A 22,469-nucleotide genomic window follows, 5' to 3' on the forward strand; every position below is an offset into this window, starting at 1 on the left:
AACTACAAACAGTTTGGGATTATCTTTCTCATTTATTATGCGCATCTAACCACGAAATTAAATCTTTAAATACTTCATCCTTATTTACTTCATGAAACATTTCATGTCTACCATTTTCATATAAACGTAGTGTCACGTCTTTCACACCACATTTTTTATAGTTTTCATATACTTCTTTTACACCTTTCCCCATATCGCCAACAGGATCACGATCACCAGAGAATATATGTATTGGAAGATTCTTTGGCGTCTTCTTGTATTCTTCTAGTTTATTTACTTCTAATACTCCAGAAAATAATTCTCGGTAAAAACTCGTCGTACAAATGAAACCACATAACGGATCCGCAATATATTTATCAACTTGATTATTATCTGAAGATAACCAATCAAATTTTGTACGATTTGGCTTAAAGTTCGAATTGAAGTTTCCGAAAGATAAAAAGTTTAACATTGGACTTTTCGTTTTTGCCCCGCGCAATTTCATTTCGATTGTCGCTACTTTATGACCAACGGCTCCTAAAAGCCCTGGATCTCCACCTGTTCCTGAAATCAGAAATCCATCATATAATTCGCCTCTAAGTTGTACAGAACGTCTTGATAAAAAAGAACCCATACTATGTCCAAGTAAAAACAAAGGACTTGACTGCTCTTCTTTTATCCTTTCTGAAACAAAGATAACATCCGATACAACTTGATTCCACCCTATATTTGGTTCAAAATGACCATAATCTTCTTCTTTTTTTACTGTTTTCCCATGTCCTTTATGATCATGCGCATAAACACCATAACCTGCTTCCAATAAAGCATCTACAAATTCTGTATACACCCCTGCATGCTCTGTCATGCCATGTGCAATTTGAATAATTCCTCTCGGATCTCCTTCTGGTAACCATTTACGCAAATAAATTTCCGATCCATCCAATGCCGTAACGAAACTTTCCTGTACATTCATTTCGTCAGCCCCCAAATTTATTATGTATACCTTTAAGAAAAATGAATATCCATTCACTTTTCTTATTTTATATTATATGTAATTGCTTTCATTATGACAAATGATGTATTTTTCAGACTTGCTTTCAAACTAATCTCTTGACGAATCAAAAATAAAATTATATAGTTACTTACATAAAGTAATTATATAATTTTTAGGAGGTTTCTACTATTATGATGCCATCACTATTTTTAGCACATGGTTCGCCTATGCTCGCTATTCAAGATACAGACTATACACGATTTTTAAAAACACTTGGAGAAACATATAAACCGAAAGCAATTGTTATTTTCACTGCTCACTGGGAAAGTGAAGTATTAACGATTTCCTCATCAGATAACGAGTATGAAACAATTTATGATTTTGGAGGTTTCCCCCCTGAGTTATACGAAATCAAATATCGTGCGAAAGGCTCTTCTAGCATTGCATCTATGTTAGAAATAAAATTTAGAAACAAAGGTATTCCAGTCCATCATAATATGACGAGAGGTTTAGATCATGGTTCATGGACACTCCTGTACCGCATGTATCCAGAAGCAAATATTCCTGTCGTGCAAATATCAGTAAATCCATTCCTTTCTGCAAAAGAACAATTTGAAATTGGAGAAGCACTTAAAGGACTCGGACAAGAAGATATTTTAGTAATCGGTAGTGGCGTTACCGTTCATAATTTACGAGCACTGAAATGGAATCAAACTACTCCTGAAAAATGGGCAATTGAATTTGATGATTGGATTATTAAACATATGCAGAATAACGATAAAGATGCATTGTTTAATTGGGAGAATAATGCTCCTCATGCACAATTAGCAGTACCAAGAGCAGAGCATTTTGTTCCTTTGTTTATTGCAATGGGAAGTGGCGAGAATAGCGGTGAAGTCATTCACCGTAGTTATGAGCTTGGTACATTAAGTTATCTCTGTCTTCGATTTTAAAGAAAAAGGATGAAGCACATGTTGCTTCATCCTTTTTCTTTTTCATTCACTTAGTTAACTAACTTCCAAACGTTGTTTCTCTGATACTTCTTCGTTCTTATTATGAAAATAAACCCAAATACACGCAATAAATAATAGTGATGATGTAGAGAGGAAAACATATTGGAAGCCTGCATGCGCTGCAATTTGTCCCCCGAGCACTGGACCAATCATATTTCCTAAAAACTGAAACGACTGATTATATCCAAATATTCGTCCCGTAACATGGGTTGGTGTATGTTGTTTTAGTAGAGTTTGTACGGAAGGCAATAATCCTGCTTGGGCGATACCTAATAAAAATCGAAGAATTAATAGTTGCCAAGCTGAGGTTACAAATGCTTGCGGGATAAAAATAATTCCTGCTGCAAATAACGCTACAACTAACGTTTTTTGAGGACCGATATGATCTGATAATCTTCCTAGTCTTGGTGCTGCCAAAATAACTGCTAATCCTGTCGCTGACATAACTGCTCCCGCAATTGTTTCAATATGTGCAGTATGAGGACCTACTAAATTTTTCACGTACAATGTAACAATGGGTTGAACTGACATATTAGCAAGTTGAATAATAAATGTTGTTACAAATAAACTAATAATTAAATGCTTCGCTGGGACCATCGTCCATACTTTTTTCGGCTGTGTTTTTTTTGCTTGAGCAGAGTGATTTTCTTCATGCAGGAAGAAAAAAACGATGAGAAAGGAAAGGAATAAAAAAGCTCCTGTAACAAGAAAGACATGACGCATTCCAATTAACTCAGACAAATAACCTCCAAGTAACGGCCCAAGTAACGAACCACTCACACCACCAGTTGAAATTGTGGAAATCGCCCAACCTGAATGTTCTTTCGGAGTTTCTGCTGCAATAAATGTCATCGCTGTTGAAAGGAAACCAGATACTGCTCCCATTAAAAATCTTAGTGCGACTAGTTGATACACATCCGTTACAAATCCCATAAGCGTCATAATAATCGCCATACCAAGGCTAGCACGAATAAGCATCAATTTCCGTCCATGTATATCACCAAGCTTCCCCCATATTGGTGATACGATCGCACCCATTAAAAATGTTACACCAAATGCAAGTCCCGACCACTGTGCAATGCTTGAAGTGCCAGTTACTCCTAATTCCTCAATATAAAAAGATAAGAAAGGAATTACTAAACTCATACCGGCTGCAGTGGTAAAACAACCTAGCCAACAAATCATTAAATTCCGTTTCCAGCTGGCCATTTTCACACCTTCTTTCTTTAGATACCCATTCTACACCCTTTCTTGTAAAAAGTTTAGTAATTTGCTTTATATGCAAGATTTACTACAAAACCCGCTATTTTCCAGTAAAAACCACTACATCTCTACATCATTTTCATAATAAAACCAACTCCCCTAAATGAAGTTGGTTAATTATTATCTATCGGTATTAAACGAGCATTACAATTTCTCTCGTAAAACTCAATGGGACCTGCTTGTCCAATAATCGCATATTCATATCCATCTTGCTTCATATTATATAAACAATGATGCAATAATTCTTTTCCTACACCTTTCACACGATTTTGTTTCGCTATGCCCATCGGACCAAACAATCCTTTCTTTCCTCTCACTACATCGTAACAGGCGAAACCAATTATTACTTCCTCCTGCTGTGCAATATAGATAGGTAACTTTTCGTTATATGTCCGAAATCCATAAACAACCGACTGTAACCACCGTTCACCAAATTCATCCGCTACAAATCGTGATAACTTATCAAAATCAGAAGGACTAGCTCTTCTTATATAACAAAATAATGTATTATAAATAGATTTAAAACGATTTAAATCTACCACTAAGTCTCTCGGGGCAGCTGTAATACGTAATATATCTTCTTGCATTTGTGTATGTATAAATTCACCAATATCTGTATCTATACGAAATAATGCATACATAATATGTCCTTCATTAATTACTACTTGCTGAAAGCGTTCCATACGTTTCTTCGCTATTTGTAAAATTTCTATCGCTTTATAAGATAGTTTATATTGCCCTATTTTTTTATATTCTTGATTATGTAACTCGAATCGTTTTCGTAACGAAAGTTTTTCTAAAAAATCTGGACTCACTTTATGAAACAAATACATAAATAACTCAGCGCAAACTCCTGTACCTTCTTTACACATACCTATAAACAGATGGACCGGGTGAATTATGTTACACTCACTCTCTTTTGCTGCAATCTCCAATATTTTATGCACACGTTTTGTAAATTGAAATTCCTCCATATGTATTTCCATCCTCTACTAATTTACTAACAAACCGTAACCATAAATAATTGAAACAATTACACCCACTACCAATATACCTGGAAGTAAATTTGCCACCTTGATTTTAATAATACTAAGCAAGTTCAATCCAATAGCAGATATCATAATGCCGCCCGTAGCCGTCATCTCCACTATAAATTGGTTCATTAATTCTTTCGGGACAAAACTATTAATTTGTGTTGCAAAAACTGCAATACCACCTTCATATAAAACAACTGGAATCGCCGAAAATACTACGCCAATTCCTAGAGTTGTCGTTAATATAATAGAAATAAATCCATCGATAATCGCCTTTGTAAATAAAATATCATGATTTCCGCGAATCCCACTGTCAAGTGCACCAAGTATCCCCATCGCGCCAATTGCAAAAATTAAAGTAGCTGTTACAAAACCTTCTGATATGCTACCTTTCCCTTTCGATCCAACTTTATTTTCTAGCCAATCCCCTAAATGTTTTAACTTTTCTTCTAATTGTAACCATTCTCCAATTACCGTACCAATCACTAAACTCAGTATGACAACAAGAAAGTTTTCACTTTTTAATGCCATTTGAAGCCCAAGCACAGTAACCGCTAAACCGATTGCGTGCATTATCGTCCCTTTCATACTTTCTGGAATCCTACTAAATAATTTACCAAGTAAAGTACCAAATATAATACAAATCCCATTTACAACTGCTCCTAATATAACCATTTCTCATTCTTCACCCTTCGAATTCTTTATTTCTATATTTTGGTTTATACATTGATTTACAGGTTATCTATATGTTAACTTAATATTGAGAATATTAACAAATGTTTTCCACTACATAACCCGCTATTTTTTGTAACTTTAATTACCTTTAATAGATTCAGTGTTAATTTAATTGCGGGATAATATTAAAAGGGAAGGTATATATGAAAACTTTACTAAAACGATTTTTGTTAATAGCCTTTTTCATTACACCGATTGTTTTATTAATCAATTACTCTTTTATTTCAAAAGCAAAAGACAAACCCGATTTGCAAAACAAATCTAGTAAAACCGCTTCAAAAAGCGAAAAGAAAATAGAAGACCAAGAAATCACACTCACCTTCTCTGGTGATACAATGTTCGATTGGCAATTACGTCCTATAATCGAAAAAAATGGGGCTGATTACCCATTCCAACATGTAAAAGAAGAAATAAAAAAAGCTGATATTTCTTTTGTGAATTTAGAGTCGGCATTTACAACGAAAGAAAAGAAAGCACCTGGGCAACTGTTTTGGATTAAAAGTGATCCATCTACACTACAAGCTATTAAAAACACTGGATATGACATCGTAAATATTGGGAATAACCACACACTTGATTATGGGCAAGATGGATTATTAGATACGATTTCTCACGTAGAAAAATTAAAGTTCCCTTACATTGGAGCCGGAAAAAATGCGAAAGATGCATATACAGCACGAGAAATGACCGTAAAAGGGAAAAAGTTTAAATTTCTTTCCTTCGTTCGATTTATGCCTGATTCTAATTGGGTAGCTGGTGAGAATAAACCTGGCGTTGCGAATGGCTATGATTTAAATCTTGTAACAAAAACAATTAAAGAACAAAAACAAGATGCAGACTATTTAATCGTCTATATGCATTGGGGCGTTGAAAAATCAAATCGTCCGGTAGAATACCAAAAGCAATATGTACCTAAAATGGTTGAAGCAGGAGCTAACGCAATTGTCGGAAGCCATCCACATTGGTTACAAGGGTTTGAGTATTATAATAAAGTTCCTATCGCTTACTCATTAGGTAACTTTTTATTCCCGAGTTATGTGAATGGGAAAAGCGCTGAAACTGGCGTATTAACTTTAACTTTTAAAGGAAAGGATGTCCAAATGTCATTCAATCCTTATATCATTCGCAACAACCAAGTTTCCCCTGTAAATGAGGGAGAAAAGAAAAAAGCTCTTCAATATTTACAAACAATTTCAACTGATGTAGAAATTGATGATACAGGGAAAATAAAAAACAAACGAAACTAGACAGCTCAAGATCTATTTCTCTGTAATATACTTTACAGAATAGGTGATAAACATGCTGAAAGACTTATTAGAAAATGTAAGTTTGTTAGAGAACGTTTATAAAATGTCTATAGCAGTTCTACTTTTATGTTCCTTTTATTCTGTGAGACTATTTAAAAAAATAAAGCGAGTGAGAAATCTTACTCCTTTTGAATTTACAATGTATGTAATCATTCGTATTGCGATACTCTTTTGGTTAGCTAGCTTTATTCTTCTTGAATTTAATGAGTACCTAGTTTAACTATAAAAAAGATAGAACAAGCACTATATTCCCTCGCTTGTATCTATCTTTTTTATTTACATTCTAACTCTTTCCTTCTATTAAATAAGCAAATCAAACAAAACAGGGTTTTTATTAAGTTCCATAAATTGAATATTATTTTCTTTAAAGCGAGTAATTAATTGCTCATAATCTTCTTTATGTTTTAATTCTACGCCGACTAATGCTGGACCATTTTCTTTATTATGTTTCTTAATATACTCAAAGCGCGTAATGTCATCTTCTGGTCCTAATCCTTTATCAAGAAATTCTCTTAGCGCACCTGAACGCTGCGGAAATTCAATGATAAAGTAATGTTTCAGTCCTTCATAAATGAGCGAACGCTCTTTCATTTCTTGCATTCTATCAATATCATTATTTCCACCACTTAGCGTACATACAACTGTTGTACCTTTTATTTCATCTCTATATAAATCAAGCGCTGCAATAGAGAGTGCACCAGCCGGTTCAGCTACAATCGCATTTTTCTTATACAGTTCTAAAATCGTCGTACAAACTTTCCCCTCTGGTACTAAAATAATATCGTCAATTACATCTTTACAAGTTTCAAATGTTAACTTTCCTACTTTTTTAACAGCTGCCCCATCAACAAAGCTATCTATTTTCTCCAATGCTACATTTTCATTTTGAAGAAAAGCCTCTTTCATAGATGCAGCTCCCATTGGCTCTACACCAATAACCTTTGTAGTAGGACTAACACCTTTTACATATGTACCAACTCCTGATGCTAATCCACCACCACCGATTGCTGTAAAGATATAATCAACCGGTTTCTCCATATCATGCATAATTTCAACTGCCACTGTCCCTTGACCAGCAACTACATACGGATCATCAAACGGATGAACAAATGTCATTCTATTTTCTTCACAATAACACTGTGCTTCTTGGAAAGAGCTATCGAATGTATCACCAACTAATACAATCTCTGCGAAATCACCACCGAAAAATTGTACTTGTGATACTTTTTGTTTCGGTGTTGTTGTGGGCATAAATATTTTTGACGGAATCTTCAATAAATTACACGTATAAGCAACTCCTTGCGCATGATTACCAGCACTTGCACAAACAACACCGTTTTGTAACTTTTCTTTCGGTAAACTTTGAATCAAATTGTATGCACCACGAATTTTGAAAGAGCGAATTAATTGTAAGTCTTCTCGTTTTACATAAACGTCACAATCATATTTCTCAGATAAAACTGTATCACGTTGTAACGGTGTTTTAATAACGATATCTTTCATGCAATTATGAGCCATTAAGATATCTTCAATTTTCACTCTCTCCTTTACCTTTTGCACCATTATATATCATCCTTATCTCTTTTAAATTGGCTCAATCAAAATGTGGGATTTTCAGGACAGCCCCTGTATTCGCCGATGTTACCATTTGTGCATAACGTCCGAGCCAGCCAGTTTTTACTTTCGGTTCTGGTCGTTTCCATTCTTTTTTACGCTTTTCTAATTCCTCATCACTCACTCTTACTTCTAGTAAGCGTTCTTCAACATCAATACATACAATATCCCCTTGTTCAAGAAGTGCAATCATCCCGCCAGCTGCTGCTTCTGGTGAAATATGTCCTACTGAAATTCCACGTGAAGCTCCAGAGAAACGTCCATCCGTTAATAATGCAACCTCAGCACCTAATCCCATTCCAGCAATTGCTGATGTTGGTGCTAACATTTCTGGCATACCAGGGCCACCTCTTGGTCCTTCATAACGAATGACAACTACATCTCCTTTTTTCACTTTCCCAAGCATAATGCCAGCAAGTGCCTCATCTTGTGAATTAAAAATAACACAAGGTCCTTCAAAACGCTTTACCTCTGTTGCACCGCTTTTAATAACTGCTCCATCTTTCGCAAGGTTGCCTTTTAATATACGCAATCCTCCTTCCTCACTATGAGGGTTTTCGAGAGAGTGAATAACTTCCTTATCTTTAATCTCTGCCTCAGCAATATTTTCTCTTAATGTTTGCCCAGTAGCAGTTATTCGATCAAGATGAAGTACTCCTTCTTTCCGGCTCATCTCTTTCAAAATTGCACTAATCCCGCCCGCACGATCAATATCTTCCATATGCCAATTTGAGGCTGGACTTACTTTACATAAATGGGGTACACGTCTTGAAACTGCATCAATACGATTCATATCATAATCTAGTCCTGCCTCTTGTGCGAGTGCTAGCGTATGTAATACTGTATTCGTTGATCCACCCATCGCCATATCAAGTGCAAAAGCATCGTCAATTGCTTCTTCTGTTACAATATCACGCGGCTTAATATCTCTTTCAATTAAAATTTTCAATTTCTCTGCTGCTTGTTTAATTAACTCTTCGCGTCTTGGATCAATTGCTAAAATACTCCCGTTACCAGGAAGAGCTAAACCTAACACTTCACATAAACAATTCATAGAGTTCGCGGTAAACATACCCGAACAAGAGCCACAAGATGGACAGCCATGATCTTCAATATCTTTTAATTCTTCTTCTGAAATTTTCCCAGATTGATAAGCTCCTACCCCTTCAAAAACAGAGCTTAAATCAACAACTTCTCCTTTTGACGTTTTTCCAGCCGCCATCGGGCCGCCTGAAACAAACACAGTCGGAATGTTAATACGAAGTGCAGCCATCATCATACCTGGTGTAATTTTGTCACAGTTTGGGATACAAATCATGCCGTCAAACCAGTGTGCATTTACAACCGTTTCTACTGAATCTGCAATAATTTCACGACTCGGCAGAGAATAACGCATACCGATATGTCCCATCGCAATACCATCGTCAACTCCAATTGTATTGAATTCGAATGGTACCATACCTGCCGCGCGAACGGCTTCTTTTACAAGTTTCCCAAACTCGTTCAAGTGTTTATGCCCTGGAATAATTTCAATAAAAGAATTACAAATTGCTATGAAAGGTTTATCAAAATCTTCATCTTTCAAACCAGTTGCTTTTAATAAACTACGGTGCGGCGCTTTATCAAAACCTTTTTTAATCATGTCACTTCTCATCTTGTCAAATCCCCTCTTACATATTTTTCATTTATACTCTCTTACTCTATTTCTTTACTAATTCTTTCGGTGCATGAATCCAGCTCATCATTTCACGAAGCTCTGCTCCTACTTTTTCTAATTGATGATTTTGCTCTGCTTTTTTCATTGCATTATACGTCGGACGCCCTGCTTGATTTTCTAAAATCCATTTCTTCGCAAATTCACCTTGCTGAATTTCTGTAAGAACACGCTTCATTTCCTTCTTCGTTTCATCTGTAACAATTCTCGATCCTGTTACATAATCTCCAAACTCTGCCGTATCTGAAATAGAATGGCGCATAGTCGTTAATCCACCTTCGTACATTAAGTCAACAATTAGCTTTAATTCATGCAAACATTCAAAGTATGCAATTTCAGGACGATATCCGCCTTCTGTTAATGTTTCAAAACCAGCTTTCACAAGTGCAGTTACCCCGCCACAAAGTACAGCTTGCTCTCCGAATAAATCTGTTTCTGTTTCTTCTTGGAATGTCGTTTCAATTACACCTGCACGTGTACAACCTGCACCTTTTGCATACGCAAGTGCTACGCTTAATGCCGTGCCCGTAGCATCTTGATGTACTGCGACTAATGCCGGAACACCATTTCCTTCTTGGAATACACGGCGAACGAGATGTCCTGGACTTTTTGGTGCGACCATCGCTACATCTACGTAACTTGGCGGATTAATTTGTCCGAAGTGAATGTTAAATCCATGTGAGAAAAGTAACATTTGTCCTTCACGAAGATTCTCTTCTACCTCTGCTTTATACACATGAGCTTGCTGTTCATCTGGCAATAACATTTGTACAACTTGTGCGGTTCGAACCGCTTCTGAAACAGACATTACTTCAAATCCATCCGCTTTCGCTACTTCATACGACTTACCAGGACGAACACCAACTACAACCTCTACACCAGAATCACGTAAATTTTGTGCTTGCGCATGACCTTGTGATCCATAACCAACTACTGCAACAGTTTTTCCTTGTAATAACTCTACATTTGCATCTTTTTCATAATATGTTTTCATATTCCATACACTCCTTATAATTTATTTACTTGCAGAACATCAATTAATTTTTTCAACTGACTAACAAGTAATGTCGCTTCATTTTCAGTACAAACTGCTGTGAGTTTCATTTCAGAAACACCACTAGTATCTCTTTCTTTTAAATGTAAAGAAGAAATATAATAACCACGCCGAGCAAAAATCCCACTTATACGTAATAAGACGCTTGGCTCGTTATGAATAACGAGTGAAAAAGTATGACTCATTCTTCCCACCTCTTCATAATCATTTCGTTATTCCCTTTGTTTGGCGGAACCATCGGAAATACGTTTTCACCTTCTTCTACACAAAAATCAACTACGACAGGACCTTCGTGAGCAAATGCTTCTAACATCACTTGTTTTGCCTCGGTTGAATTTGTTGCTCTTAATCCCTTTACTCCATAAGCTTCTGCTACTTTCACAAAATCTGGTGATCCAATTTTTGATTCTGATAAACGATTTTCATAAAACATTTCTTGCCATTGCCTTACCATCCCTAAAAATTTGTTATTTATGATAAATACTTTTACAGGGATGTTATTTTCAGCAATTGTTTGTAGTTCTTGAATGTTCATTTGAAAAGAAGCGTCACCTGCAATACAAATGACAAGTTCTTCTTTTTTAGCTAGCTGAGCACCAATTGCCGCTGGAAAACCAAACCCCATTGTTCCTAATCCTCCAGAGGTAAGGAACGTCCGAGGTTTTCTTGCTTTATAGAAGTGAGCAGCCCACATTTGATGCTGACCTACTTCTGTTGTGACAATCGCTTCACCATTCGTTAATTCACTTACTAAGTTGATCACATGCTGTGGTTTTAACTCAGATTCTTTTTGCTTATAAGAAAGTGGATATTCTTCCTTCCATATCTTTACTTTCTGAAGCCATTCGTCTGTTTGTGTATAAATAGACATATGTAACAGCATGTGTAACGCTTTTTTTACATCACCAACAATCGGATGTTCTACAGTTACATTTTTATGAAACTCAGAAGAATCAATATCAATATGTACTTTTTTCGAGTGCGGAGAAAAAAGTTCTAATTTTCCTGTTACACGATCATCGAAGCGAACACCTAATGCAAGTAGTAAATCACATTCTGTTACCGCCATATTAGCAGCGTATGTCCCATGCATACCAAGCATCCCTAGAAACAATGGATCATCCGGTGGATATGCACCAAGTCCCATTAAAGTTGAAACGACTGGAATACGGTTCTCCCTTGCGAATTCGAAGAGTTCATCGGATCCACCTGAATGAATGACACCTCCTCCAATATAAAGAAGTGGACGCTTAGATTTTGAAATTGCTTTAGCCACCTCTCTAAGTTTCATGCTGTCTGGTACAAGTTCTGGTTTGTACCCCGGAATATCAACTTCTTCATTAAAGAAACTGGTGACTTTTGCATTTTGAACATCTTTTGGAATATCAATTAATACTGGTCCCGGGCGCCCGCTTTTGGCGATATAAAAAGCTTCTTGCACAATTCGTGATACATGATTCACATCACGAACCTGGTAATTATGCTTCGTAACAGGTACTGTAATTCCGACAACATCCGCTTCTTGAAATCCATCTTTACCAATTAAAGGCGTTGCAACTTGCCCGGTAATGACAACTAAAGGAATCGAATCCATATAAGCGTCTGCTAAACCCGTAACTAAATTTGTCGCCCCTGGGCCAGAGGTAGCAAAGACTACCCCAACCTTTCCAGAAGCTCTCGCATATCCTTCAGCCGCATGAATGGCAGCTTGTTCATGACGAGTTAAAACATGTTTCAAACCACTTTCGTATAACGCATCGTATACTGGTAAAATCGCTCCGCCTGGATAGCCGAAAACGGTCGTTACACCCAATTTCTTCAAACATTGAATCACGTGCCCAGCGCCTGTCATTTCTTCATACTGTAATTTCTCATACGCTGTATACTGCTGCTTCATTTCCATTAACTCCTCTCCTTATTTACGCTAAGCTTTCCGTCAGCCCGGGAACACGTACTCCTCTTTCTCTCGTTAATTTTTTAAATTCTTCGGTCAATTGTTTCGTTACACTTCCTGGTTTCCCATCTCCAATTTCTCTGGAATCAACTTTTACAACTGGAATTAACTCCGCTGCTGTTCCTGTTAAAAATACTTCATCCGCTACATATACATCATGGCGAGTGAATGGTCTTTCCTCACACGGAATACTCAGTCGCTCACATAGCTCGATAACACTATTTCTCGTAATACCTTCTAATGCTCCTAAATAGGATGGCGGGGTTAATACTTTTCCATCTTTCACAACGAAAACATTATCACCAGAACCTTCACAAACATATCCTTGTTGATTTAACATAAGAGCCTCTAACACTCCTGCTTGTGCTGCTTCAATTTTTACAAGTACGTTATTTAAATAATTCATTGACTTAATACGTGGATCTAACGCATCTGGCGTATTACGTCTTGATGCAACCGATACAACGCTTAGCCCATTATCATAAAATTCTTGTGGGAATAACTTTAATTGTTCTGCAATGATAATTACGCTCGGCTTCACACAACTTCTCGGATCGAGCCCTAAGTCACCTTTTCCTCTTGAGACAATTAAGCGAATGTAAGCATCAGTATATTCGTTTTTTTGGAGTGTATGTAAAACTGCTTCTTCCATTTCTTCTACCGTCATTGGAATTGTTAGTAAAATAGATTTCGCTGATTCATACAATCGTTTCACATGTTCTTTTAAACAAAATACATTTCCTCCGTAACTACGAATCCCTTCAAATACACCGTCTCCGTATAAAAAACCGTGATCATATACTGAAACAACTGCCTTTTCTTTTTCTACAAATTCCCCATTCATGTAAATGTACTGGTTTCCCATCTCACATCGCTCCTCTTTTTTTCTCTATTTTTTGCAATCTATTTCTACATCGATTGCTGAGATGAGTATTTTTAACAGAATATTCAGTATATAAACCTTAAAAATATACTCGGCTCAACAATCGATTACTTACATACTTGTAGCAATCCATTGCTGAGACGAGGGAATCGTGGTACCACTCAGCTTCCTTATACTTCTCACGAAATATAAGCTCTGCAAGTCCAATTAGACTTTTGTTTTTCTATCGGGAACAACCCCGCTACTTTTTACTAGTTTTCAAAAGTAGTGCTCCAAGGTGATTTTCAATGAGTGAATTGTTACCACCCTCACAGCCTCGGGGCAGCTCTCTGAAACAATCTTTATCATTTACTCTCCTCTTCTACGCATTCTCTTCTTCTATTTTTAAAAATAAAAACTCTCGCCTCAGCAATCAACTACTACAATTTAGTAGCTTTGATTGCTGAGGCGAGAGTTTCGCGTTACCACTCAGCTTCCTTATACTTCTCACGAAATATAAGCTTTGTAGGTCCAATCAGACCTCCGTCCTTTTACCGGAGACGATGCCGCCGCCCTCTACTCAGTTTCCCTTTCGCAAGCGATGCTCCGAGGTGATCTTCAATGATTCGATTGTTACTACCCTCACAGCCTTGGAGTAGCTCTCTGAAACGATCATAATCATCTACTTTCCTCTTCTTTGCATATACAACATATAAAGTTAGAAAATTCTTAATTAACTTTTATTTGTTACACGTATTATAGGACGTTGTTCTTTTCCTTGTCAACATGTTTTTTCAAAAAAATCAAAATTCATTCTATTTATTTTTTCTCAAATCAAAATTGGAATGCATTACTTACATACACTCATATATTACTTAAGTATGTTTGCATTACTACATAAAGAAAAACTTATAAAGTTTATGAGGAGATGAGGAAACTATGTTAAAAGGGAAAGTAGCGTTAGTTACAGGAGCAAGCCGAGGAATTGGACGAGCAATCGCTAAACGTTTAGCAAATGACGGTGCATTGGTTGCTGTTCATTACGGTAATCGAAAAGATGACGCTGAAGAAACTGTTCATGAAATTCAATCAAATGGTGGCCAAGCTTTTTCTATCGGCGCAAATTTAGAATCCTTACACGGTGTAGAAAACCTTTATAAAGCTTTAGATACTGAATTACAAAAGCGCACTGGTGAAACACAATTTGATATTTTAATAAACAATGCTGGCATTGGTCCTGGTGCTTTTATTGAAGAAACGACTGAACAATTTTTTGATAGAATGGTTTCAGTAAATGCAAAAGCACCATTCTTTATCATTCAACAAGCACTGCCACGTTTACGTGACAATAGCCGAATTATTAATATTTCATCCGCTGCGACCCGCATTTCTTTACCTGATTTTGTTGCATATAGTATGACGAAAGGCGCTATTAATACAATGACTTTTACGCTAGCAAAACAGCTTGGAGCACGAGGAATAACGGTGAATGCAATACTTCCAGGATTTATTAAAACAGATATGAATGCAGAACTCTTGAGCGACCCGATGATGAAGCAGTACGCTACTACTATTTCCGCTTTCAATCGCTTAGGTGAAGTAGAAGACATTGCCGATACTGCTGCATTTCTTGCTTCTCCAGACAGCCGCTGGGTTACTGGACAATTAATTGATGTGAGCGGAGGATCTTGTTTATAAAAAACATATATTTTCAAATCTTTTTTATTGCGCAATAAAACAATTTATATAATACTATATAAAACATATACATTTAGGAGGATTACAGCAATGTCCGAAAAAACATACGAACTCGCAACCTTCGCAGGTGGTTGCTTTTGGTGCATGGTAAAACCATTTGATGAACTTCCTGGTATTCATAAAGTACTTTCTGGCTATGCAGGAGGTCATGTAGAAAACCCAACATATGAACAAGTAAAAGCTGGAACATCTGGACATTTAGAAGTTGTTCAAATTACATTCGATCCTTCTATTTTTCCTTATCAAAAATTACTAGACTTATATTGGCCACAAATCGATCCAACTGATGATGGCGGACAATTTTTTGACCGTGGTCCATCTTATCGTACCGCTATTTTTTATCATAACGAAACACAAAAAGGGCTTGCTGAAAAATCAAAACAAGCTCTTGCAGAAAGCGGTATGTTTAAAGATCCAATCGTGACTGAAATTCGTCCTGCTGCACCTTTTTACGAAGCAGAGGAATACCACCAACATTTCTATAAAAAGAATCCAGAGAAATATGCTACTGAGCAAAAGGAATCTGGTCGTGAAGACTTTATAAAAGAAAATTGGCAAAAAAAATAATAAAAACGCATCGTGCTTTTTGAGTACGATGCGTTTTTATTTTTGATAAAAGTACCATACAATTAATAGAACAATTGCTGTTAGTGACCAAAGTACTATCTCGTTTTTCACTCTATTCTTTTTCTTAGTCATTTCATTCCCTCCTAATAACTATTAAACATATTCAATTTTTTCTTTGTTTAATTGTCCATCTTATATACGTGAATACATCCTTACAAATTCTAATAGCAAGACCACCAATAATTCCGATTGCAATGGAAATTACTAGCATCTGTCCAAAACTAAAAGAATTTGTGTACATTATGTAGAGAACGATACATATAAGTAAAACATCCGGTAAAGAAAGTAAAAACCTTTTAAGCATTCCTTTATCTCCTCTATACTTTTTAATTTATATCTTCTACTGTAATTTTAAAATAAAATTTGTTCAAAAATTCCATTTATACCCTCATTTTATGAAAAATAATAAGAATCCCTTTTCAAAAGAGATTCTTATTCAGCAGATTTAAGTTTAATTATTTTCTACATATCCTATTCCATAATTACTCCTAAAATAGAATAATATTACTAATGATTTATTGTAAATTGACTATTTGCCAGGCAACCGAATGTCGCGCCAGCTACCTACATCGCATTGGCCAAATTCATTATTACCTACCGCGATCACCGTGCCGTCTGATTTTAGTCCGACTGTATGTGCACAACCAGCCGCTATCGCTACAATATCTCTCCAATCACTTACGTTACATTGACCATACTCATTCCAACCCACTGCCACCACGGTACCGTTTGATTTAAGTCCGATTGTATGATTCGTACCAGCCGCTATTGCTACAATATCTCGCCAGCCACTTACATCACACTGGTTATGTTTATCATTCCCCACTGCTGTCACCGTACCGTCTCGTTTAAGACCAACAGTATGAAGATACCCAGCCTTGACCGCTACAATACCTCGCCAGCTACTTACATTGCATTGACCATATCGATTATTCCCCACAGTCGTCAATGTGCCGTCCAATTTAAGACCGACTGTATGCCAGTCACCCGCTGTGACTGCCACAATACCTTGCCAACTGCTTACATTGCATTCTCCTTCTTTATTTCGGCCCACCGCTACTACCGTGCCATCCGATTTAAGACCAATAGTACGACGCCACCCTGCCGCAACCGCTACAATATTATGCCAATCGTTTACATCACATTGTTCATGCTTATTCCAACCCACTGCTATCGCAGTATTGTCACATGTAAGACCGATTGTATGAGCATTACCTGTGTTCGTCGCCATATGAACATTGCCTGCTGCAACTGCTTCAATATCTCGCCAGCCACATACATTGCATTCTCCTTCTTTACTCCGGCCCACCGCTACTACCGTGCCATCCGATTTAAGACCAACAGTATGACCACGCCCCGCCGCTATCGTATCTTTTGGCCATCGCTTCAATTTTTCTTTCGGTAAAATGTAATCCATGTTTTACCTCCTTGCATATAAGCAACTGTATCATAATAGATATTTTTATCAAATTTCATTATAAATCTACATTTACAAAGAAAGCTCATTTTACTTCTTCAAAAAATAAAAACCTCCAGTTTAAATACTAGAGGTTTTCTCGTTATTTCTTCAAGCGGTCAATAAAATCGTTCAATTTATCTAGCGATTTCATATTCAGATTGCAAGCTACACCATCTTTGCAAATGTAGTTTCCCTTTTTAACGAAAGTTCCTGGTACATCACCTTTAATTTCAACTAAAAACATCCCTACTTCTTCATGCCCATGACATAATGAACAAATACTTTTTTTATTTAAACTTTGGAACGTTCCTTGCAGACCAACAAACTTATTTTTATCATTTTTCGCTATAATAAATTTCCTGCTTGATCCTTTGTCAATCCAGCTTAAATAAGATAATTCTTTCATATCCAGTTCTTCCATATCGGGAAGTTTTAGCTTTTTTGCTTTAGGAAATAATTTTTTTAATGTTTGTGCTGTAACTTCTTGAAACGGAATTACATACGGATTTATTTTCATTAAAAATGATTCTGCATCTTCTCTATTTTGAACTGTTAATACCGTATCAATTAACTCTTTCTGTTCATCGGTTAAATTCTCAAATACATGTATTATCTTTTCAATCGCAAGTGATTTTAACGCTTGAATTACACCTCTATCGTTTGCCGTTGCATGCCCGTTTGCTAAAATATAAGCTTGTGATTTTATAAAATTATATTGATCACTTCTAATAAACGCTTCCATCTTTATCACTCCATACAAATTGTTGATCTAGTTTTATTGTATACAATGATTACGTTTTTTGATATGTAAAAGATAACTTAGAAACAAACATTACATATATCACTTATTCTCTACCGCTGCATTTCCTGACAAAAGAAGCCATCATCTGTTTTCCATTCCGCATATAATACGTCTTCAAATTTAGTAATTCCTTTTTGCTTAATTTGTTTATAAAGCCATCCTTCATCAAATCCCGCTTCCCTCAAATTATCCTTAACTACTTTTCCATCACTAATTAATGAAATTGGTAAGTATACAGGCTTATGTTTTAAACTTAAATCATTTATAGTAGGAGATTCGTATTTACTTTTTTTCAGAACGCTTATGTTTCCGTTAGGCTCCAATATCATATATTCAACTTCTCGGATTGAAAATATATCTTTTTGTTGTCTTAACATTTGTTGTAATTGGTTAATGTCCAAATGATTTGATTTTAATTGTTCTCTATCAATATGCCCATTACGAATGATAATAGAAGGGTATCCTTCAAAGAACTTTCTTGTCCTTCTAAATTTTTGTGTTATTACTTCTATTGCGTAAATTAATATTACCCATACAAACACAGCGTATAAAATAGACCATACTCTCACCTCAGGATCATATACAGTGTTTCCAACTAGTTCTCCGATTACAATCGCAGAAATAAAATCAAAAGGGGTTAGCTGTGATATTTGTGTTTTCCCTAATATTTTAGTAGCAATTAATAAAACAAAAAAACCAACAAAAAGTTCTATCGTTATTTGTCCAAGATGATTCATATGTGTTCACCTTTCTGTAATATGAAATATAACGTTTTTATTCCTATTCACATTTCTATACAATACTATTGCGATTCATTTTTTCTATTATCATGCCCATTCACACCCTATATATCCAATACATACAAAGCAAAAAGAGTCTAGTTCAAAATAATATTTGAACTAGACTCTTTTATGCTCATTTAGAATACACAATCTTTTTAATCGTTTCCCCAGAAAGAAAATATTCTTCTGCAAGTTGATGAATAGCAATCCCACTTTTAAAAGCTTCTTTAATTGCTTTATTTCTTTCATCTAGTTGTTTTCTTCCGCCAGATCGTGTACCCCATTTATAATGTTTCGTTTCTTGTTTCGGAATGTAAATTGTTTCACCTTGTATATACTTTTGAATTTCAGTAATTAAACTCTCTGGTAAAACAGCATTAGCTTTTACGTATTTCATTTCTGCTCGCCCCTTATTTTTTATGGTCCATTTCAATAAGGTGCAAAGCCAAATATAAAAAATGATACGAGCTCATATAGGCGATTGTATATTACTTGTCTACCTCACGCAAAGTATCGCCATTTCCATACTTGGCTTTGCATGAGACGTTGCAGTGTCTGGCAATTGAATTATAATCGCCATATAAACACCTCCTAATATACCTTTTGCATTTTATTATATGATAAATTCCTTCTCCTTGCATCCACACCCTTCTTAAAGCACGAAATTACTTAGTTTGATATAATACTTTTTAACTGAATTAAAAATCATTGTGAGGTTACATTATGAAGAAAAAAATTATCATTACAATCGTTACACTATTCTTTATTATCACGGCATTATTCGGAACATACAAATTGATGAACGCAAGAAGCTTTCAATTATTTGGAGATTTAACACAACGCGTAGAAACAAATGAAAAAGTGATTGCTTTAACTTTTGATGATGGCCCTACTAACAATGTAAAACAAATATTACCGCTACTAGATAAATACAACGCTAAAGCTACTTTCTTTTTAATTGGAAATGAATTAGAGCAAAGTCTATCATTAGGAGAAGCTATCGCGCAATCTGGGCACCAGCTTGGAAACCATACATATTCTCATAAAAGAATGATTTTCAAAACACCTTCTTTTATTAAAGATGAAATAGAAAAAACGAATTCATTAATCCGCCAAACAGGATTTACAGACGAAATTGATTTTAGACCGCCTAACGGAAAAAAATTAATTGGACTACCCTATTATTTAAATAAAAATAATATTGAAACGATTATATGGGATCTTGAGCCCGATACTTTTTATAAATCTGCGGCTGATAAAATTAAATATGTTAATAAAAATGTAAAACCAGGTTCTATCATTTTACTGCATTCTATGTATGATGAGTCTGATGACAATTTAAAAACGATTGAAGGTATTTTAGATTCTTTATCTAAGAAGGGCTATCAGTTCGTAACAGTAAATGAATTGCAAAAAAGAGCAAAATAAAAAGAAAGGTAGCGTATCTTTGTATGATACGCCACCTTTCTTTTTATATAATGCCAAGTACATTTAAGAATACGATAATAATCGCAATTGGTGCGATAAAGCGAAGTAAGAATAACCATAATACGAATAGTTTATAACCTTTATTTTTACTTACACCTAGCTCTTTCATTAATACATCTTTCTTCATTTTTAAAGGAACAAAGATAGAAACTAATAATACACCAAGTGGCATTAATACGTTACTTACTGCATAGTCCGCTAAATCAAAGACTGTCTTTCCGAAAATCTTCAGATCACTTAATATACCGAATGATAATGCTGATGGTACCCCAACAACGAAGATTAATAACCCTACGATTAAGGCCATTTTTTCACGTTTCCCTTTACCTTTTGATGTTAACGACGCAACACTAATTTCTAACATCGAAATTGCTGATGTAATCGTAGCGAAGAAGAATAGTAATAAGAAAACGATGAAGAATAATTTTCCGAACGCCATTTTACTGAAAATAGCTGGCAATACGATAAATAATAGTCCTGGTCCTTGAGATGGTTCCATTCCGAATGCGAACACAACTGGGAAAATTGCAAGTCCTGCAAGTAATGTAATAACAAGAGTTAAGGCTACGATAGAAAATGCTGAACGTGGTAAGCTTTCTTCTTTCGGTAAGTATGAGCTATACGTTACCATAACGGCTACCCCGACAGATAATGAGAAGAACGATTGCCCCATTGCGTATAATATAACTTCTGATGTTACATGTGAGAAATCAGGTTGTAAGAAGAAACGAACGCCTTCTCCAGCACCATCTAATGTAAGTGCACGAACGATTAATACAAAGAATAAAACGAATAATGCTGGCATGAAATATTTATTTACTTTTTCAACACCATTTTGTACACCTTTACTTACGATGAAAATAGTAATAAGGATGAATAATAGCTGTGATCCAACTGCTAAATATGGATTGGAAATGATTTCACCAAACGTAGCTTCGTATGCTCCATTTCCTTCCCATAGTCTACCTGTAATTGCATTCCATAAATATAATAAAATCCAGCCTCCTACAACACTGTAGAAAGAAAGTAATATGAAACATGTTACAATTCCTAATTTACCTAACCAAGGCCATAACGTTTTAGGAGCAATCTCTCTATATGCATCGACAGCCTCTTTTTGTGTACTTCTTCCAATAACAAATTCAGCTAATAATAGCGGTAAACCAATTAATAATGTGAAACCGATGAAAATTAGGAAGAACGCTCCGCCTCCTCCAATGCCGGCCATATATGGGAATTTCCAAATCGCCCCAAGACCAATTGCCGAACCTGCTGCAGCTAATACGAAACCTAATTTCGATGTCCATTGCTGTGAATTCATTTGTTAATCTCCTCTCTATCTCTTTTTCTTTGTTACAATTCGGTATTTATATTGTTCTATCAATACTCTTTTCTAATACGTTCACTTCCTCCCTAATAAAAAAACGTCCCTACGTAAATACGTAGGGACGACAAAAATATCGCGGTACCACCCTAGTTGTGAAGAACACTAAGAAACCACCTAAATAAAAACGCCCCTACGCAAAAACGTAGGGACGATAAAATATCGCGGTACCACCCTAGTTATGAAGACACACCAAAGTTAGGACCTAAATAAAAAACGTCCCTACGTAAATACGTAGGGACGATAAATATCGCGGTACCACCCTAGTTGTGAAAAAATCTTCACCACTTTATTTGATAACGGTATAAACTACCGTCTTTCATTTCCTCATAATGCGAGATTTATGAAAGATGCTCCAGGACGAACTTCATGAATAATCTATATACTGATTCACACCAACCATCAGCTCTCTGAAATAGGGAGATATTCACTACTATACCCTTTCATTGCCCAAATATTATTTTCCGAATTGATTACTATCATTTTTATCACACATTAAAAATAGTGTCAACTTATATTTTGAATTTTTATGTATTACAATCTATTTAAAAATTCGAAATATAAGTTTTAGTTTAGAAAACAAGTAGCTTAGTACATAACGAATTCTAACAGGCAATAGAAAAAGAATTACGTATTATTGATACTT

At 35.7% G+C, this 22,469-nt stretch carries 22 protein-coding genes and 2 other annotated features; of the genes, 6 read left to right on the plus strand and 16 right to left on the minus strand.

Annotated features, from left to right (window positions below):
- Positions 1-28 precede the first annotated feature (28 nt).
- The gene (locus ACS2FK_RS15840) at positions 29-952 is read right to left on the minus strand and encodes an alpha/beta hydrolase (protein ID WP_063547042.1); all 924 of its coding nucleotides are present in this window, start codon (positions 950-952) and stop codon (positions 29-31) included.
- A 212-nt stretch (positions 953-1,164) separates the two neighbouring features.
- On the opposite strand from ACS2FK_RS15840, the gene ACS2FK_RS15845 reads away from it, so the two are divergent.
- Complete coding sequence (locus ACS2FK_RS15845; RefSeq protein ID WP_063547041.1) at positions 1,165-1,926, plus strand: DODA-type extradiol aromatic ring-opening family dioxygenase; 762 nt, start codon at positions 1,165-1,167, stop codon at positions 1,924-1,926.
- Positions 1,927-1,980: 54 nt separating this feature from the next.
- Here the strand turns inward: ACS2FK_RS15845 and ACS2FK_RS15850 are convergent, their stop codons facing one another.
- The 3 genes from ACS2FK_RS15850 to ACS2FK_RS15860 all read right to left on the minus strand — a co-directional run bounded on the left by ACS2FK_RS15850 (position 1,981) and on the right by ACS2FK_RS15860 (position 4,958).
- Positions 1,981-3,195 (minus strand): multidrug efflux MFS transporter, encoded by a 1,215-nt coding sequence (locus ACS2FK_RS15850; RefSeq protein WP_000179302.1) that lies wholly within the window; start codon positions 3,193-3,195, stop codon positions 1,981-1,983.
- Between the two features lie 167 nt (positions 3,196-3,362).
- On the minus strand, positions 3,363-4,223 hold the full coding sequence (locus tag ACS2FK_RS15855) for a GNAT family N-acetyltransferase (protein WP_063547040.1): 861 nt from the start codon (positions 4,221-4,223) through the stop codon (positions 3,363-3,365).
- A gap of 18 nt (positions 4,224-4,241) precedes the next feature.
- Complete coding sequence (locus ACS2FK_RS15860) at positions 4,242-4,958, minus strand: DUF554 domain-containing protein (RefSeq protein WP_000236030.1); 717 nt, start codon at positions 4,956-4,958, stop codon at positions 4,242-4,244.
- A gap of 203 nt (positions 4,959-5,161) precedes the next feature.
- Here ACS2FK_RS15860 and ACS2FK_RS15865 point away from each other — a divergent pair, with 203 nt between their 5' ends.
- A complete protein-coding gene (locus ACS2FK_RS15865; protein ID WP_000854539.1) occupies positions 5,162-6,265 on the plus strand; it encodes a CapA family protein in 1,104 nt (367 codons plus the stop codon).
- 52 nt (positions 6,266-6,317) lie between these two features.
- Positions 6,318-6,545: a hypothetical protein gene (locus tag ACS2FK_RS15870; RefSeq protein ID WP_063547039.1), complete on the plus strand. Its 228-nt coding sequence runs from the start codon at positions 6,318-6,320 to the stop codon at positions 6,543-6,545.
- Positions 6,546-6,625: 80 nt separating this feature from the next.
- Here ACS2FK_RS15870 and ilvA read toward each other — a convergent pair whose 3' ends face one another.
- The 6 genes from ilvA to ilvE are packed head-to-tail and all read right to left on the minus strand — an operon-like array spanning position 6,626 to position 13,526.
- On the minus strand, positions 6,626-7,888 hold the full coding sequence (gene ilvA / locus ACS2FK_RS15875) for a threonine ammonia-lyase IlvA (RefSeq protein WP_063547038.1): 1,263 nt from the start codon (positions 7,886-7,888) through the stop codon (positions 6,626-6,628).
- A 31-nt stretch (positions 7,889-7,919) separates the two neighbouring features.
- Positions 7,920-9,593, minus strand: coding sequence for a dihydroxy-acid dehydratase (gene ilvD, locus ACS2FK_RS15880; RefSeq protein WP_001255814.1), 1,674 nt, complete (start codon positions 9,591-9,593; stop codon positions 7,920-7,922).
- Between the two features lie 46 nt (positions 9,594-9,639).
- Positions 9,640-10,647 carry a ketol-acid reductoisomerase gene (ilvC, locus tag ACS2FK_RS15885; RefSeq protein ID WP_063547037.1) on the minus strand — a complete coding sequence of 336 codons (1,008 nt, stop codon included), beginning with the start codon at positions 10,645-10,647 and terminating at the stop codon, positions 9,640-9,642.
- 14 nt (positions 10,648-10,661) lie between these two features.
- Entirely contained in the window at positions 10,662-10,892 is a 231-nt protein-coding gene (locus ACS2FK_RS15890; RefSeq protein WP_000019909.1) for an ACT domain-containing protein, read from the minus strand.
- Positions 10,889-12,604 (minus strand): acetolactate synthase large subunit, encoded by a 1,716-nt coding sequence (gene ilvB / locus ACS2FK_RS15895; protein WP_063549278.1) that lies wholly within the window; start codon positions 12,602-12,604, stop codon positions 10,889-10,891. The genes ACS2FK_RS15890 and ilvB overlap by 4 nt, the downstream gene beginning before the upstream one ends.
- A gap of 22 nt (positions 12,605-12,626) precedes the next feature.
- Positions 12,627-13,526, minus strand: coding sequence for a branched-chain-amino-acid transaminase (gene ilvE, locus ACS2FK_RS15900; RefSeq protein WP_000528161.1), 900 nt, complete (start codon positions 13,524-13,526; stop codon positions 12,627-12,629).
- 151 nt (positions 13,527-13,677) lie between these two features.
- Positions 13,678-13,917: a binding site (T-box leader), on the minus strand.
- Positions 13,918-14,462: 545 nt separating this feature from the next.
- Here ilvE and ACS2FK_RS15905 point away from each other — a divergent pair.
- Both ACS2FK_RS15905 and msrA read left to right on the plus strand, forming a co-directional pair.
- Positions 14,463-15,221 carry an SDR family oxidoreductase gene (locus ACS2FK_RS15905; protein WP_063547036.1) on the plus strand — a complete coding sequence of 253 codons (759 nt, stop codon included), beginning with the start codon at positions 14,463-14,465 and terminating at the stop codon, positions 15,219-15,221.
- Between the two features lie 90 nt (positions 15,222-15,311).
- Entirely contained in the window at positions 15,312-15,848 is a 537-nt protein-coding gene (gene msrA, locus ACS2FK_RS15910) for a peptide-methionine (S)-S-oxide reductase MsrA (RefSeq protein WP_001291883.1), read from the plus strand.
- 163 nt (positions 15,849-16,011) lie between these two features.
- On the opposite strand, the gene ACS2FK_RS15915 is transcribed toward msrA, so the two are convergent.
- The 5 genes from ACS2FK_RS15915 to ACS2FK_RS15935 all read right to left on the minus strand — a co-directional run bounded on the left by ACS2FK_RS15915 (position 16,012) and on the right by ACS2FK_RS15935 (position 19,348).
- Positions 16,012-16,212: a hypothetical protein gene (locus tag ACS2FK_RS15915; RefSeq protein WP_000919314.1), complete on the minus strand. Its 201-nt coding sequence runs from the start codon at positions 16,210-16,212 to the stop codon at positions 16,012-16,014.
- 225 nt (positions 16,213-16,437) lie between these two features.
- Complete coding sequence (locus tag ACS2FK_RS15920; protein WP_063547035.1) at positions 16,438-17,325, minus strand: RCC1 domain-containing protein; 888 nt, start codon at positions 17,323-17,325, stop codon at positions 16,438-16,440.
- Between the two features lie 142 nt (positions 17,326-17,467).
- Entirely contained in the window at positions 17,468-18,109 is a 642-nt protein-coding gene (locus ACS2FK_RS15925; RefSeq protein ID WP_000387066.1) for a FusB/FusC family EF-G-binding protein, read from the minus strand.
- 110 nt (positions 18,110-18,219) lie between these two features.
- Entirely contained in the window at positions 18,220-18,906 is a 687-nt protein-coding gene (locus ACS2FK_RS15930; RefSeq protein WP_001015968.1) for a DUF421 domain-containing protein, read from the minus strand.
- A gap of 178 nt (positions 18,907-19,084) precedes the next feature.
- Positions 19,085-19,348, minus strand: a complete 264-nt coding sequence (locus ACS2FK_RS15935) for a CD3324 family protein (RefSeq protein ID WP_000878325.1) — start codon at positions 19,346-19,348, stop codon at positions 19,085-19,087.
- 326 nt (positions 19,349-19,674) lie between these two features.
- Here ACS2FK_RS15935 and ACS2FK_RS15940 point away from each other — a divergent pair, with 326 nt between their 5' ends.
- On the plus strand, positions 19,675-20,379 hold the full coding sequence (locus ACS2FK_RS15940) for a polysaccharide deacetylase family protein (protein WP_063547034.1): 705 nt from the start codon (positions 19,675-19,677) through the stop codon (positions 20,377-20,379).
- Positions 20,380-20,422: 43 nt separating this feature from the next.
- Here the strand turns inward: ACS2FK_RS15940 and ACS2FK_RS15945 are convergent, their stop codons facing one another.
- The gene (locus ACS2FK_RS15945) at positions 20,423-21,760 is read right to left on the minus strand and encodes a sodium-dependent transporter (RefSeq protein WP_001088185.1); all 1,338 of its coding nucleotides are present in this window, start codon (positions 21,758-21,760) and stop codon (positions 20,423-20,425) included.
- A 296-nt stretch (positions 21,761-22,056) separates the two neighbouring features.
- Positions 22,057-22,279: a binding site (T-box leader), on the minus strand.
- Positions 22,280-22,469: the final 190 nt, after the last annotated feature.

This window comes from Bacillus cereus group sp. BceL220 (assembly GCF_051776965.1).
Taxonomy (GTDB): Bacteria; Bacillota; Bacilli; order Bacillales; family Bacillaceae_G; genus Bacillus_A; species Bacillus_A cereus.